Origin of the sequence: Mesorhizobium sp. L2C066B000, assembly GCF_000502335.1 — a bacterium.
GTDB lineage: Bacteria > Pseudomonadota > Alphaproteobacteria > Rhizobiales > Rhizobiaceae > Mesorhizobium.
This window is the reverse complement of record NZ_AYWZ01000001.1, coordinates 1134056-1147403: the sequence shown is the minus strand read 5'-3', so window position 1 is coordinate 1147403 and position 13348 is coordinate 1134056. Positions and strand designations below refer to the sequence as shown.

Here is a 13348-nt window from a genome sequence, read left to right as displayed (position 1 = left end):
ATAACCTGCTTCAGCGATTTCTTTTTCGCTGTAACGCCATACGTCTGCCCCGTGTGCCTCGCAGTACACCCTCCGGCCCGGCTATGTTCTGGCAACGCATTGCACATCGGAGCCTGTTTTCATGAAGCGATTTTTCCTCAGCGTCGCCACTGTCGCCGGCCTGATCCTCGCCTGTTCGCAGGCCTGGTCGGCCGACAAATTGCTCAACGCTTCCTATGATGTCGGCCGCGAACTGTTCGTCCAGATCAACAAGGCTTTCACCGCCGGCCATCCCGGCGTCACGGTCGACCAGTCGCATGCCGGCACTTCGGCGCAGGCGCGCGCCATTGCCGAAGGCTTGGGCGCCGATGTCGTCACCTTCAACCAGGTCACCGACATCGACTTTCTGGTCAAGAAAGGCCTCGTCTCCGCCGACTGGCAGAAGGATTTCCCCGACAACGCCTCGCCCTTCTATTCGCTCCCTTCGTTTCTCGTCCGCGCGGGCAACCCCAAGCACATCAAGGACTGGAACGACCTCGTGCGCGACGACGTGCAGGTGATCTTCCCCAACCCCAAGACCTCGGGCAATGCGCGCTACACCTATCTGGCCGCAACCGCCTACGCCAAGGAAGCCTTCAAGGGCGACGACGCCAAGGTGAAGGAGTTCGTCACCAAGCTGTTCAACAACGTGCCGATCTTCGACACCGGCGGGCGCGCCGCCACCACCACCTTCGTGCAGCGCGAGATCGGCGACGTGCTGATCACCTTCGAGTCGGAAACGCGCGGCATCCGCAAGGAGTATGGCAACGACAAGTTCGAACAGGTCACGCCAACGGTCAGCCTGCTCGCCGAATTCCCGGTGGCGATCGTCGACAAGGTCGCCGACGAGCACGGCAGCCGTGACCTCGCCAAGACCTATCTCGATTTCCTCTACACGCCCGAGGGCCAGACCATCGCGGCTGAAAATGGCCTGCGCGCCCGCAACGCTGAAGTCGCGGCAAAATACAAGGCCGACTTCCCCGATGTCCGCCTGCTGACTGTGGAAGACGTCTTCGGCGGCTGGGACAAGGTACAGAAGGAGCACTTCGCCGCCGGCGGTCTGCTCGACCAGACCTATGGCAGCCGCTGATATCAGCAGCGTTCGACCTCACCTCACAAGAAAGCCGGCGCTTTGCCGGCTTTTTTGATTTCGCGCGCCGACAAACGGCTTTCATGCGGAATCTGTCGCGATCGGCGAAAAACGTTACAAAGAATCAACGCCTTTGTGCCTAACGTCTCAACCGGGCGGCTTGTTCTACGCGAAACCGGGTTGTTCAGGCGAAACGTCATGATTTGCACACAAACAACCGCCAGATGCGGGTGGTTGGGGTTTTCATGAACTGAAGCGGGCATGCTTACCAAAAAAGGCAAATACGGCCTCAAGGCCCTCGTGCATCTTTCCGGCCTGCCGGTCGGCCAGCTTGCATTCGTCAACGACATCGCGATCGCCAACAACATCCCGAAGAAATTCCTGGATGCCATTCTGGGCGAGCTGCGCAATGCCGGCTTCGTCCTCAGCCGCAAGGGCAAGGAAGGCGGTTATCGCCTCGCCCGGCCGGCTTCCGAAATCAAGATCGGCCACGTCGTGCGCGTGCTGGACGGCCCGCTCGCTCCCATACCCTGCGCCAGCCGCACGCAATACCAGCGCTGCGAGGATTGCGACGAGGCGACCTGTCAGGTCCGGCACATGATGCTGGAAGTGCGCCAGGCGATCGCCGAAGTGCTGGACAATCGCAGCCTCGCCGCCATGCGCGACGCCGACAATGATGATTTTCCGGTCGAGCTGACATCGCAGATCTAAATTAGAGCATGGTCCCGAAAAGTGCGAACCGGTTTTCGGACAAGATCATGCTCAAATGAGAGTCCTCAGACCAGGCCGAGCTTGCCGGCCAGGCCGACGCGCTGGATCTTGCCTGTGGGACCCTTGGGTATCTCCTGAAGAAACAGGATGTGGCGCGGCACCTTGAACTCGACGATCCGGCTGCGCGCGAAATCGCGTATCTGCTCGGCATCGGCGGTGGCGCCCTCGGCCAGCACGATGGCCGCACCCACCTCTTCGCCGAGCATGGCGTGCGGCACGGCAAAGGTCACCGCCTGCGCCACCAGCGGATGATCGAGCAGGACATTGTCGACTTCGAGCGGCGAGATCTTTTCGCCGCCGCGATTGATGATCTCCTTCAGCCGCCCGGTGATCTTCAGATCGCCATCCTCGTCGATCAGGCCCTGGTCGCCGGTGCGGAACCAGCCATCGCTGAAGGCAGCTTCATTGGCCACCGGATTGTTGAGATAGCCATCATGGATGTTGGCGCCGCGCACCGCGATCTCGCCCTTTTCACCCGCCGGAAGGATCGTCCCCTTGTCGTCCAGGATCGTCACCTGCGGACCCGCAGGCAGGCCGACCGAGCCTGGCTTGCGGCGTGCCGGCGGCAGGCCATTGGATGTCATCTGGTGCGCCGCCTCGGTCATGCCATAGGCCTCGACCACCGGACAGCCGAGGACGCGCTCGAGGTCGCGGAACACGGTGTCGGGAAGCGCTGCCGAAGACGAGCGGATGAAGCGCAGCCGCGCAGCCGCGATGGTTTCGCCATTGCGGGCGGCGCGCGCCAGGATCGCCTGATGCATGGTCGGCACCGCGCTGTACCAGCTCGGCCTGAAGTCGCCCAGCCAGCCGTAGAATTTTAGCGGGTTGAAGCCCGGCGTGCAGACAACAGCGCCGCCGACTGCCAGCTGTGCGCTGAGCGCCGCCATCAGCCCGTGAATGTGGAACAGCGGCATCACGTTGAGACAGATATCGTCTGCCGAAAGCGCCAGGGTGCGGGCGATGTTGGCCATTGATGCCAGCAGATTGCGCTGCCGCAAGCCGACGATCTTCGGCCGCGCCGTGGTTCCCGATGTGTGCAGGACAAGCGCGAAATCGTCCGGCCCGTTGAGCTGCATATCGTCGAGGCGAGCCTCGCTGGCAGCCTCCACCTCGGCGTCGCCCGCCAGCAGAAACTCGCCGGCCTTGGCGCCGTCAGTCACGACGACGTCGAGCACCGCAATGCCGAGCCCCTTTGCGGCGTTGCGCGCCGCATCGCCCATGCCTTGTCCGCACAGCAGCAGCTTCACATCGAGATCGCCGAGATAGAAGCGGAATTCGTCTTCGCCGTAAGCCGGATTGAGCGGCGCCGCCGTCGCCAACGCCGAGACCGCCAGGAAACAGGCCGCCATTTCCGGGCCGTTGGGCAAGACGATGCCGACGGCCGTGCCGCGGGCAACGCCACGCCTGGCGAGATCGCCGCAGAGCTTGTCGACAAGATTGGCGAGGCCGGCAAAGCTCAGGGATGGCCGGTCCGGCGCCATCAGCGCCACCGCAGCCGGCCGCCAGGGCGCCAGTTGGGGAAGTGCTACCGATAGGGCCTGTTTCAAGTTCGAACCCTGAATGGCGTTCACCATGGCCTTGTCGGCGCCGATTGCGCGCCCGTGGCAGACGCAGTAAAGCGATTTCCGGACGCACGCAAGAACAGGTGGACACCGATCGGATGAGGCTGCCGTGGTTGGGAAAATCCCGGAAAGCCGACCGGACACCATCTTCCGCCGTCATTTATCATACGGAAATCATCGCCGACATCCTGGTGCCCGAACGCGCCGAGAATGTTCGCTTCTTCAGCCGCAAGCAGGTCCGCGCCGGCAAGTTGCGCACCTTCAACAACAGGGATCTCCGCGAGCTGCTGCTGGCCGCCTTTTATCTCGGGGTCGCGGCATTGCTGCCGGTCAATTGGTGGGCCGCGATCTGCAGCCGCGTATCGGGGCTGCGCCTCAAGCGCCATATCCGCAAGGATTTCGTGCGCTACGCTGCCGCGACGCGCGCCGTGCTCGGCAATGGCATCGATGCGCAAAGGCAGTTCAGGGCCTTGCTCTGCGCCAACCACCGCCGGCGTTTGCTGCTTGCCGCGCATCTCATCGGCCGCCGCTGGTCACCTGATATCCGGCTGGAGGGCCTGGAAGGCCTGCAAGCGGCGCTGAAGCGCGGCCACGGCGCTATCATCTGGTGCGATCAGTTCACGACCCAGACCATCATCGGCAAACGCGCTCTCCATGAGGCCGGCATCGAGACACACCAGCTCAGCGTCAGGGCTCACGGCATATCCGATTCGACCTTCGGCTTGCGCTTCCTGAACCCGCCGATGGTTCGGGTCGAGAACCGTTTCCTGAAAAGCCGGATCGTGTTCGACCGCAGTGACGCCTACCAGGTCACCGGCCGGATCCAGAAGATCCTTGGCAGCAACGGCGTGGTGTTGGTGACCAACACGGTGCATGCCGGCTCGACATTCACCGAAGTCGGCCTTGGCGAGAGCGGCTGGACCCACCTCGCTTCGGCGCCGACGAATTTCGCTGCCAGAGGCAAGGCGGCGCTGTTTTCCATGTCGACCTTCGAGACCGATCCGTTCCGCCAATACCGCGCCGTCCTAAGTCCCGAACTGGTGCCGGCCCCGGCAGAGGCCGGCGAGCCCGCGACCAGAGCCGGCGGCGCCAAGAACATGGCGCTTCAGGCCGAGTACATATTGCTCAAGCGCGACCGCTTGCTGGAGGCGCTGAAACTCTATCCCGAGCAAATGATGGTCTGGTCAGGCCATGACCGGTTCACCGAACGGCCGGAAACCGCCTTGCCCGACGAGGGTGGTTCATGATTTTGCGCCGGCCAGCAGGCTGGCAACGGCGGTGACGATTTCAGCCACTGGAAGTGTGGCGTCGGCCGTCAGCGCCCGCTCGTCGGCGCCAGGCGGTTCAAGGATGGCGAACTGGCTTTCGACCAGGCTTGCCGGCATGAAATGCCCCTTGCGGCTGGCGACACGCTGCTTGGCGGTAGCGGGATCGATCTTCAGATAGATGAAAACGATGTCCCGGCGGAAGCCGCTCAGACGATCGCGGTAGCTGCGCTTCAGCGCCGAGCAGGCGGCAACCACGCTTTGGCCGCTGCCGGTCAGGTCCGCGATCCGCTCGCCAATGGCATCGAGCCAGCCCTCACGCAGTTGATCTGTGAGCGGCTCACCGCTCGCCATGCGGGCGACGTTTTCGGGCGGGTGCAGCCTGTCGCCTTCGACAAAGACGGCCCCTTCCTCTGCTGCCAATGCTTTGCCGACAGCCGACTTTCCGCAGCCGGCGACGCCCATCACCACAATGGCCCGAGGCACTGAGCCGGTAGCGCCCATTGGCGCCTGTGCCGTCTTTTCGTCCACGGTCAGCGGCTTGCCGGCGCGCGGCCGTAGAGCAGGAGCATGGCAACGATGACCAGGCCATAGACGATCTGCCGCCCCGCCTCCGGCATCTGCATGACCGAGAGGATGGACTGCAGGAGCGTGATCAGAATGACACCGGCGACGGTGCCGAGATAGGAGCCGCGGCCACCCAGGATGGAGGTGCCGCCCAGAACCACGGCGGCGATCGACGGCAGGAGATAGGCATCCCCCATCGATTGCGCCGCCTTGGAGGCATAGCCGGCGAGAAGCACCCCGCCAAAGGCGGACAGCCCGCCTGAGATAGCGAAGGCGATCATCACCACGCGCCTTGTATCGATGCCGGAGAGATAGGCGGCACGCTCGCGGTTGCCGATGCCGTAGACGGTGCGGCCGAAGCTGGTGCGGGACAGCACGAACACCATCGCGGCACCAATCAGCGCCCAGATGATGACGGCGTTAGGCACGCCAGGAATGGTAAAACCTGTCGCAAGATAGCGCATGGCGCCGGTGGCCGAATCCTGTGGCGAGTAGCCGCCGGTATAAACGACCATGAGCCCCTGAGCGACAGCGTTGGTTGCGAGCGTGATGATCATCGAGGGTATGCGCAGATAGGCGACGCCAAAGCCGTTGACGATGCCGATCAGCACCCCGCAGAAGATGCCGAACGGGATGGCCAGCGCCACACCGATCGGGCCATAGGCCGCAGCCGCACACGCCATCATCGCGCCCGCCGCCACCGCCCACGGCACCGACAGGTCGATCTGGCCTAGCAGGATGACCAGCATCATGCCTGTGGCGATGACGCCGAGGAACGAGGCCACCTTGAGCTGCTGCAAGAGATATTCAGGCGACAGAAAGCTCCTGGAATAGAGGCTGCCTAGGAACAGCAACAGCACGATGCAGGCGAAGGCCGTCAGCACCGCCGGATCGGCGCGGCGGATGAATTTCGGCATGCGGCCGGCGATACCGCCCAATGTCGTTTCGCTCACAGGAACCACTCCAGCCGGTTGCGGACCCGAAACAGCGCAAAGGCGCCAAGGCTGACCGCGACCAGCAGGATAACGCCCTGGAACAGCGGCTGCCATAGCGGATCGAAATCGAAAACGAACAACAGGTCGCCGATGGTGCGGAAGGCCAGCGCGCCGAAGATGGCGCCGATGGCGCTGCCCTTGCCGCCAAACAGCGAGACGCCGCCCAGCACCACGGCGGCAATCGAAAACAGCGTATAGGCGTTGCCGCTGGCATAGGCTGCATCGCCGGTATAGGTGAAGAAGGTCAGGAACAGTCCGCCGATCGCGGCCAACAGGCCTGCGAGCGCGTAGGCAGCGAACTTGCCGCGCCTTATCGGCACACCGGACATGTAGGCCGCCGTCTCCGACGAGCCGGCCGCATAAGCCGCCCGCCCGAGCACCGAGCGGCTGAACGGTACCCAGACCACGAGCACGACGGCGAGCAGCACGACCAGGCTCGCCGGCATCACGCCGAACAGGCGTCCGGTCAGCGCGTCGGCGAGACCTTCGTTGACCGAACCGCCGGGAAACGGCCTGAGCAGCAGCGCGATGCCGAAATAGACCGCACCCGTGGCGATCGTGGCGACGATCGGCTGCAGGCGGCCGTAGATGACGATGGCGCCGTTGATCGCCCCGCAAAGGAGCCCGGTGCCGAGCACGGCGATGACGCCGAAAGCGGTCTCGAGGCCGGTGCCGATGACCAGCCAGGAGGCGAGGCAATTGGTCAGCGTGAAGATCATGCCGACGGAGAGGTCGATGCCGGCGGTGATCACGACCAGTGTCTGCGCCATGGCGACGAAGGCGAGCAGCACGCCCTTGTTGGACGCCGTCTGCACGACATTGGCGGTGAAGCCCGCCGGATGGTTCGAGGTGTAGATGACGAACATGACAATGAATATGCCGAGTGCCATCAGTGTTCCGCGCTGCTCGGCCAGCCAGTAGCGCCACTCTTTCACGCGTCCGCTCCCTGTCTTGCGCCGGCATCGTCTCTCGCGCCGCCGTCATCGCCGTGGATGTTGAGCGCGCTTGCAATGAGCGCCCGCTCGGTGATCTCGGCCCCGACCAGCTCGCGCTTGACCGCGCCGTCATAGAGCACCAGCACGCGGTCGCAGCAGCCGATCAGTTCGTCATAGTCGGTTGAATAGAACAGGATCGCCGCCCCCGCATCCGCCAGCTTGCGCATCAGTTGATAGAGTTCCTGCTTGGTGCCGACATCGATGCCGCGCGTCGGATCGTTGAGCAGGATGATGCGCGGCTGGCGCATCAGCCATTTGGCGATGACCACCTTCTGCTGGTTGCCCCCCGACAGCGCACCGACCGGAATGTCGAGGCCGGCCGTCTTGATCGCCAGCAGCCCGACCATGTCGTCGATCAGCCGCTGTTCGGCGGCGCGGTCGATGATGCCGGCCTTGGACAGCCGGTCTAGGGCGGCAAAGGAGAGGTTCTCGCGCACCGTCATCGGCAGCATCAAGCCTTCGGTCTTGCGGTCCTCCGGGATCAGCGCCATGCCGATGCGGTCGTCGCGCGCCGCTTGCGGGCTGGCGATCGAAACCGGCTTGCCATCGATAAGGATCTGGCCGCCGAGGCCGCGCAGCACACCGAAAAAGGCAAGCAGCAATTCGCGTTGGCCCTGGCCGTCCAGGCCGCCAAGGCCGACGACCTCGCCTGCCCCGACCGTCAGCGAGACATCGTCCAGCCGGTCCGTCCAGGACAGCTTGCGCGCCTCCAGCACGGGAACGGCGGCGGCTGCGGTGCGCGCGGGTTTCGGCGGGAAAATATGGCTATATTCGCGCCCGATCATCAGTTCGACGACTTCGTTGTCGCTCTTTGTGCCTGCCTTGTAGCTGGCGACATTGCGGCCGTTGCGAAACACCGTGCAGTGGTCGGCAAGCTCGGCGATCTCGTTCATGCGGTGCGAAATGTAAAGCAGCGCCAGCCCTTCCGAGCGCAGTCGCTTGAGCACGCTGAATATCCTGGCGACGTCCGTCGCGGTCAGGGCCGAGGTCGCCTCGTCGAGGATCAGGATGCGCGGCTTCCTGGCCAATGCCTTGGCGATCTCGACCATCTGTCTTCTTGAAAGCGGAAGATCCTTGACCAGCGCCAATGGATGGATGTCGGCCGCACCTGCGCGTGCCAGCGCATCCTCGGCAATGCGGCGCTGCGCCTTGCGGTCGATCATGCCGAAACGCTTCGGCGGATCGGAGATGACGATGTTGTCGGCAACGCTGAGTTCGGGAACCAGCGACAGCTCCTGGAAGATGCAGACGATGCCGGACTTGTTTGCAGCAGCAGGCGAAGCGAACGTCACCTCGCTGCCGTTCAGCATCATGCGGCCTTCGTCGGGCGCGACGACGCCCGCCATGACCTTGATCAGCGTCGATTTGCCGGCGCCGTTTTCGCCGAGAATGGCGTGGATGCTACCGGACGAGACCGAAAGCTCGGCCTTTTCCAGCGCCCGCACGCCACCATAGCGCTTGGATATGCCTTCCATCCGGAAGAGCGGAACCGCACCGTCCATCGGCCCTCCCGAGGCAGTTTGACTTCAAGGGATATCGAGTGGCCGGCGCCGCGGAGATCCCGCGGCGCCGGATATGCCGCCTATTGGTCAGCCCTATTGGTCAGCTTTGGTCTGACCCATAATTTCCTGCGCGGTGAAATTGATGCCGCAGGTCGGGAAGGAATTGCCGACGAAGAAATTGTCGGACTGGCCGGGGAAGAAATCCTGACCGGCCTTGAAGTTCGGATCCTCGACGATCGCCAGTGGCAGTTTCACTGCTTGCGGAACGACGTTGCCTTCGAGCGCGGCAATCGCCGTCTTGATGGCGACCGCGACCTGCGCCGGACCGGTGCCGGCCGATGAGCATTTCAGCCCGTCGCCGGCATGTGCCGCGCAGAACTTGCGGAAACCGTTCTCGGTCTCGCCGCCGAACGGCACGAAAGCATGCTTGGCATCGATCATCGCCTGCACGATGCCGGTGTCGCCGCCTTGCCCGGTGATACCGTCGAACGGACCGTTGGTGGCAATGGCGTCGGCCGTGGCCTTCTGTGCCACGCCGTCGTCCCATTTGCCGACCACCTCGGTGACGTCCCATTTCTTGCCGGAGGCATCGAGCGCTTCATGGATTCCGTTGTGACGGTCGGTGTCGACGGAAGTCCCGGCAACGCCGCGCACTTCGAGCACCTTGCCGCCATTCGGCACATGGCCGACCAGCCATTTGCCCCACAATTCGCCAAGGCCCTTCTGGTCGACATTGACGTTGATGGCGTCCTTGGTATCGAGAATATTGTCGAAGGCGACGAGGATGACGCCAGCTTCCTTGGCGCGCTTGATGACCGGCCCGAAAGCGGTCGGGTTCTGGGCGTTGACGACGATCGCGTCATAGCCGGAATCGATGAAGTTGTTGATCGCCGAAATCTGAGCCGGCACGTCTTCGCCGGTCGAGACGACCTTGAATTCCTTCAGTTTCGCGGCGACCTCCGGCTGGGCCGCATAGGCCTTGGCGGTCTGCACCATCTGGATGCGCCAGGTGTTGGCGATATAGCCATTGGCGAGCGCGATGCGGTATGGGCCGTCTTTCTTGGGGAACTTGAAGAACTGCGTATCGGCCGCCCAGGGCGCAAAGCAATCCGGCTCAGCCGACGGGCCCTTGACGACTTCCGGGTCGGCCATGGCCGACGAACTCAGCATGACGAATGCAGTGGCGGCAACGATGCCACCAACAAGTGACTTGATCATCGATATTCCTCCCAGTTGTAGTTTTATTTGCTGCTGCTTGTTAATTTTGATGCTGTTTGTCGTGGTGTGTTTTCCACGCCTGCCGAAGGCCCTCCAGCCTGGCCGGCGCCACGTCTCGAGGGCCCGAAGCCGGCCCGATCCCCTCCCCCTCGCCGCTTCACAGGCGAGAAACGAAACTAGCATATTATACATAATAAACAAGCATGAGCTGTTGCTTATGTATAATAAACAGGCAGGGCCTCTCATCAAAACGTCTGCCCGACGAAAATGGTAGCGCTACCATGACGTTGTGTAAAGCACCATTTGCTGAGGCCGGCCAAAGCGTGTTCAGCGTGCGGTGCTCTGGCGGGGCTTGAGTTCGAAACCGAGATCGACGACCCGCTGCTCAGGCCTTCGTCCTGCGATCGCCGCCAGCGCCATGGCGACAGACCGACGGCCGATTTCATAGCGAGGGGTGCGGATACTGGTGAGCGGCGGGAACGCCGCCTGCATCATTTCGAGGTCGTTGAAGCCGACAATGCCGATTGTTTTCGGCACGTTGAGCGCGGCGCTATGGCATTCGAACAAAACGCCGAGCGCGATGTCGTCATTGTTGCAGAAGACGCCGTCGAGCGCCGGCATCTTGGCCAGCGCATCGCGAAGCAGCTCGCGGCCGAGCGTCACGCTGGACAGTAGCGGCGTGGTGGTGACCAGCCGCGGGTCGAACAGGCCGGCCTTCTCCATTGCCGCGCGATAGCCGGCAAGCCGCCGCTGCGAGCGCGGGTCCATGCGTGCGCCGATGAAGCCGATCCGCCGGTAGCCCGCCTCGATCAGATGCTCGGTCGCGGTGCGGCCGCCGTCGAAATGCGAGAAGCCGACCAGCATGTCGACCGGATCGGGCCCGGTCTCCATCACCTGCACCACCGGGCAGCCCGCGCTCTCCAGCAGCTTTCGCGAGGTCGGCGTCTGGTCGATGCCGGCCACGATCAGCGCCGCCGGGCGCTGCGGTGCGAACACCTGCAGCAGGCGCTCCTCCTCGAGGCCGGAATAATGGGTGTTGCCGAGCTGGACGCGGAACGGGCCGTCCGACAGGCTGTCATAGATGCCGCGCACCACTTCGGCGAAGACGTTGTTGGTCAGCGACGGCACCAGTACGCCGAACACATCGGCGCGCGCCGAGGCCAGCGCCCGTGCATTGGGATCCGGGACATAACCGAGTTCGTCGACGGCGGCCTGGATCTGGCGCCGCAGATCCTGGCTGACGCGTTCCGGTTCGCGCAGCGCCCGCGACACGGTGATGGCGCCGACGCCGGCCTTGCGCGCCACGTCTGATAGGGTCGGGCGGCCGCCGCCGCGACGCGAGCGCGGCTTGGTCATGGACATCCTCCACGTGCCGGGCCCCGGCCGCTGCGCCCTTGCGAAACCATGTTCAGCTTTTCCACTGCCACCATGCCGGCTGCTGCCGCACCCACTCGCCTGCTGGCGTCGCGCAGCCAATCGCCCTTGTCAAGCAACAGGGCAATCCTGCCTTATTAAGCCATCAGGGCAGCACTGCGTTTTGCTTTCCACAGCAGCAGCCCGATCGCCACTATGTTGAGCAAGTTCCATGCGATCCCGTTGAGGAATGCGGCGGCGTAGGAGCCCGTCAGGTCGTAGATCCAGCCCGACATCCAGCCACCGATCGCCATGCCGAAGATGGTCGCCATCATGACGATGCCGATACGCTGGCCGGCCTCCCTGGCGGGCAGGTATTCGCGCACGATGATGGCATAGCAAGGCACGATGCCGCCTTGCGACAGGCCGAACACCAGCGACACGACATAGAGCGAGGCAAGCCCGTCGAACGGGATGTAAAACAAAAGCGACAGGCATTGCAGCACGGAACCGATAAGCAGGGTTTTCACGCCGCCGATGCGGTCGGCGACAAAGCCGGAGGCGAGCCGGCTGACGACGCCCGCCGCCATCATGATCGACAGCATGTCGGCGCCATGCGCAATGCCGTAGCCAAGATCCATGCAATAGGCGACGATGTGCACCTGCGGCATCGACATTGCCACGCAGCAGCCGAGACCGGCAACGATCAGCAGCACCTGTAACGTCGCCGGAGACAGCGAAATCGACTGCACTGTCCGGCTTCCGGGTGAACCGGCGGCAGCCGCCGCCGGAGCAGCGAGCCGCAACAACAGCACCAGTGGCACCATGGTAACCAGGCAGAAGACACCGATGCCGGCATAGGTGAAGCGCCAGCCCTCCGCCTTGATCAGTGTCGGCATGATGGTTGGCCAGAGCGCTCCGGCGAGATAGTTGCCAGCCGCCGCAGCTGTGACGGCGACGCCGCGCCGACGGTTGAACCAGTGCGAGATGTCGGCGATCAGCGGCCCGAAGATCACCGATGTGCCGACACCAATCAGCACGCCCTGGGCAAGGGTGAATTGCAGGATAGAGGTCGACAGCGCGGCGAGCAGCAGGCCGGCGGCGAGAGCCACCGAGGATAGCAGTGCCGGGATCCAATACCCCATGCGATCGACCGCGCGGCCAACCAGCACATTGCCGGCGGCGAAGCCGACCATGGTTGCGGCGTAGGGCATCGATGCCGCGGCGCGGTCAACGCGGAACTCGGCCTGCACGGCCGGCAGCACGACGACGACGGCCCACATGCCGACCGCACCGATCGTCGCCAGCAGCATGGAGATGGCAAGCCGCATCCAGGCGTAGCTGCTGTCGATGCCGGGGCTATCCGCCTGATTGGCGACGATCGGGGTCAAGGCGTTTCCTGTCTACGGTCCTGGGAAGTCGACCGTTGTGTCGCCACTATCGGCGCATTCACCGCGACGGGCAGCGCCACAGGGCCATGATCCGTGGCTCCAGCGGCCCGGCGACTTTCTCGGGAACCGGCGGCGGCCTGCCCGAGTTTTTGCGACAGGAAGGAGTTTGTCATGACCGCGAAAAAGAAATGGTCGGCCGAGGTGACCGAGCACAGCGATGCGATGGACCTCGAGGACCACATCTTCGAAGCCGACGACGCCAGGAAGACCGCGGCCTCGCTCAAGCGCTCGGCCGAGCACAGCGACCGCCGCAAGGCCGAGCCGTTTCAGTCGGCCATGTCGTTGCTGAATTTCTACATCAACCGCGCCGGCAAGAACCTGCCGCAGGCGCGCCGGAAAGTGCTCGAGGACGCCAAGGACGAACTGCGCGCGGCCTTCGGAAGGCCGCAGCAGGATTAATGCATGTCGCTCAAAAGTGGCGCCGGTTTTGAGACAACGACATGCATAAAACGAAGACATAAAGCGCGTCGACTTAGTCCGTTCAAACGGGAAGCGCTTTTAGCGCTCCCGATTGGTTCTGCCAAATTTACCTCAACTGGACCTAGTGACAGGTCCTCTTTC

Annotated in this window: 12 protein-coding genes; 4 read left to right on the top strand and 8 right to left on the bottom strand. The window is 63.6% G+C overall.

Translation table 11 applies throughout. The features are described 5' to 3' along the window. The first annotated feature begins 121 nt into the window (after positions 1 to 121). Together X733_RS160560 and X733_RS160565 are read left to right on the top strand one after the other, a co-directional pair. Positions 122 to 1108 carry a sulfate ABC transporter substrate-binding protein gene (locus tag X733_RS160560; RefSeq protein ID WP_023699658.1) on the top strand — a complete coding sequence of 329 codons (987 nt, stop codon included), beginning with the start codon at positions 122 to 124 and terminating at the stop codon, positions 1106 to 1108. A 261-nt stretch (positions 1109 to 1369) separates the two neighbouring features. Next, complete coding sequence (locus X733_RS160565; RefSeq protein WP_023673075.1) at positions 1370 to 1819, top strand: Rrf2 family transcriptional regulator; 450 nt, start codon at positions 1370 to 1372, stop codon at positions 1817 to 1819. Positions 1820 to 1884: 65 nt separating this feature from the next. On the opposite strand, the gene X733_RS160570 is transcribed toward X733_RS160565, so the two are convergent. Continuing rightward, positions 1885 to 3453, bottom strand: a complete 1569-nt coding sequence (locus X733_RS160570; RefSeq protein ID WP_023725414.1) for an acyl--CoA ligase — start codon at positions 3451 to 3453, stop codon at positions 1885 to 1887. 86 nt (positions 3454 to 3539) lie between these two features. Here X733_RS160570 and X733_RS160575 point away from each other — a divergent pair, with 86 nt between their 5' ends. Next, on the top strand, positions 3540 to 4688 hold the full coding sequence (locus tag X733_RS160575; protein WP_023725415.1) for a hypothetical protein: 1149 nt from the start codon (positions 3540 to 3542) through the stop codon (positions 4686 to 4688). Here X733_RS160575 and X733_RS160580 read toward each other — a convergent pair. The 7 genes from X733_RS160580 to X733_RS160610 all read right to left on the bottom strand — a co-directional run bounded on the left by X733_RS160580 (position 4683) and on the right by X733_RS160610 (position 12667). After that, complete coding sequence (locus X733_RS160580; protein ID WP_023725416.1) at positions 4683 to 5237, bottom strand: gluconokinase; 555 nt, start codon at positions 5235 to 5237, stop codon at positions 4683 to 4685. The two genes, X733_RS160575 and X733_RS160580, sit on opposite strands and share 6 nt — an antisense overlap. A 2-nt stretch (positions 5238 to 5239) precedes the next feature. Beyond that, positions 5240 to 6226 carry an ABC transporter permease gene (locus X733_RS160585; protein ID WP_023673071.1) on the bottom strand — a complete coding sequence of 329 codons (987 nt, stop codon included), beginning with the start codon at positions 6224 to 6226 and terminating at the stop codon, positions 5240 to 5242. Then, a complete protein-coding gene (locus X733_RS160590; protein ID WP_023725417.1) occupies positions 6223 to 7203 on the bottom strand; it encodes an ABC transporter permease in 981 nt (326 codons plus the stop codon). Before X733_RS160590 ends, X733_RS160585 begins: the two co-directional genes overlap by 4 nt. Beyond that, positions 7200 to 8765, bottom strand: a complete 1566-nt coding sequence (locus X733_RS160595; protein ID WP_023817908.1) for a sugar ABC transporter ATP-binding protein — start codon at positions 8763 to 8765, stop codon at positions 7200 to 7202. The genes X733_RS160590 and X733_RS160595 overlap by 4 nt, the downstream gene beginning before the upstream one ends. Before the next feature lie 93 nt (positions 8766 to 8858). Continuing rightward, the gene (locus tag X733_RS160600; protein WP_023817907.1) at positions 8859 to 9983 is read right to left on the bottom strand and encodes a sugar ABC transporter substrate-binding protein; all 1125 of its coding nucleotides are present in this window, start codon (positions 9981 to 9983) and stop codon (positions 8859 to 8861) included. A 327-nt stretch (positions 9984 to 10310) separates the two neighbouring features. Continuing rightward, a complete protein-coding gene (locus X733_RS160605) occupies positions 10311 to 11339 on the bottom strand; it encodes a LacI family DNA-binding transcriptional regulator (protein WP_023817906.1) in 1029 nt (342 codons plus the stop codon). A gap of 155 nt (positions 11340 to 11494) precedes the next feature. Beyond that, positions 11495 to 12667, bottom strand: a complete 1173-nt coding sequence (locus X733_RS160610) for an MFS transporter (RefSeq protein WP_050588633.1) — start codon at positions 12665 to 12667, stop codon at positions 11495 to 11497. 231 nt (positions 12668 to 12898) lie between these two features. On the opposite strand from X733_RS160610, the gene X733_RS160615 reads away from it, so the two are divergent. Beyond that, positions 12899 to 13186, top strand: coding sequence for a DUF3175 domain-containing protein (locus X733_RS160615; RefSeq protein WP_023817904.1), 288 nt, complete (start codon positions 12899 to 12901; stop codon positions 13184 to 13186). Positions 13187 to 13348: the final 162 nt, after the last annotated feature.

Excerpts from the sequence above, each read along its gene's own strand:
- X733_RS160560 (WP_023699658.1), top strand. The coding sequence starts at position 122 with ATGAAGCGATTTTTCCTCAGCGTCGCCACTGTCGCCGGCCTGATCCTC.
- X733_RS160565 (WP_023673075.1), top strand. The coding sequence starts at position 1,370 with ATGCTTACCAAAAAAGGCAAATACGGCCTCAAGGCCCTCGTGCATCTT.
- X733_RS160570 (WP_023725414.1), bottom strand. The coding sequence starts at position 3,453 with ATGGTGAACGCCATTCAGGGTTCGAACTTGAAACAGGCCCTATCGGTA.
- X733_RS160575 (WP_023725415.1), top strand. The coding sequence starts at position 3,540 with ATGAGGCTGCCGTGGTTGGGAAAATCCCGGAAAGCCGACCGGACACCA.
- X733_RS160595 (WP_023817908.1), bottom strand. The coding sequence starts at position 8,765 with ATGGACGGTGCGGTTCCGCTCTTCCGGATGGAAGGCATATCCAAGCGC.
- X733_RS160600 (WP_023817907.1), bottom strand. The coding sequence starts at position 9,983 with ATGATCAAGTCACTTGTTGGTGGCATCGTTGCCGCCACTGCATTCGTC.
- X733_RS160605 (WP_023817906.1), bottom strand. The coding sequence starts at position 11,339 with ATGACCAAGCCGCGCTCGCGTCGCGGCGGCGGCCGCCCGACCCTATCA.
- X733_RS160610 (WP_050588633.1), bottom strand. The coding sequence starts at position 12,667 with ATGCGGCTTGCCATCTCCATGCTGCTGGCGACGATCGGTGCGGTCGGC.
- X733_RS160615 (WP_023817904.1), top strand. The coding sequence starts at position 12,899 with ATGACCGCGAAAAAGAAATGGTCGGCCGAGGTGACCGAGCACAGCGAT.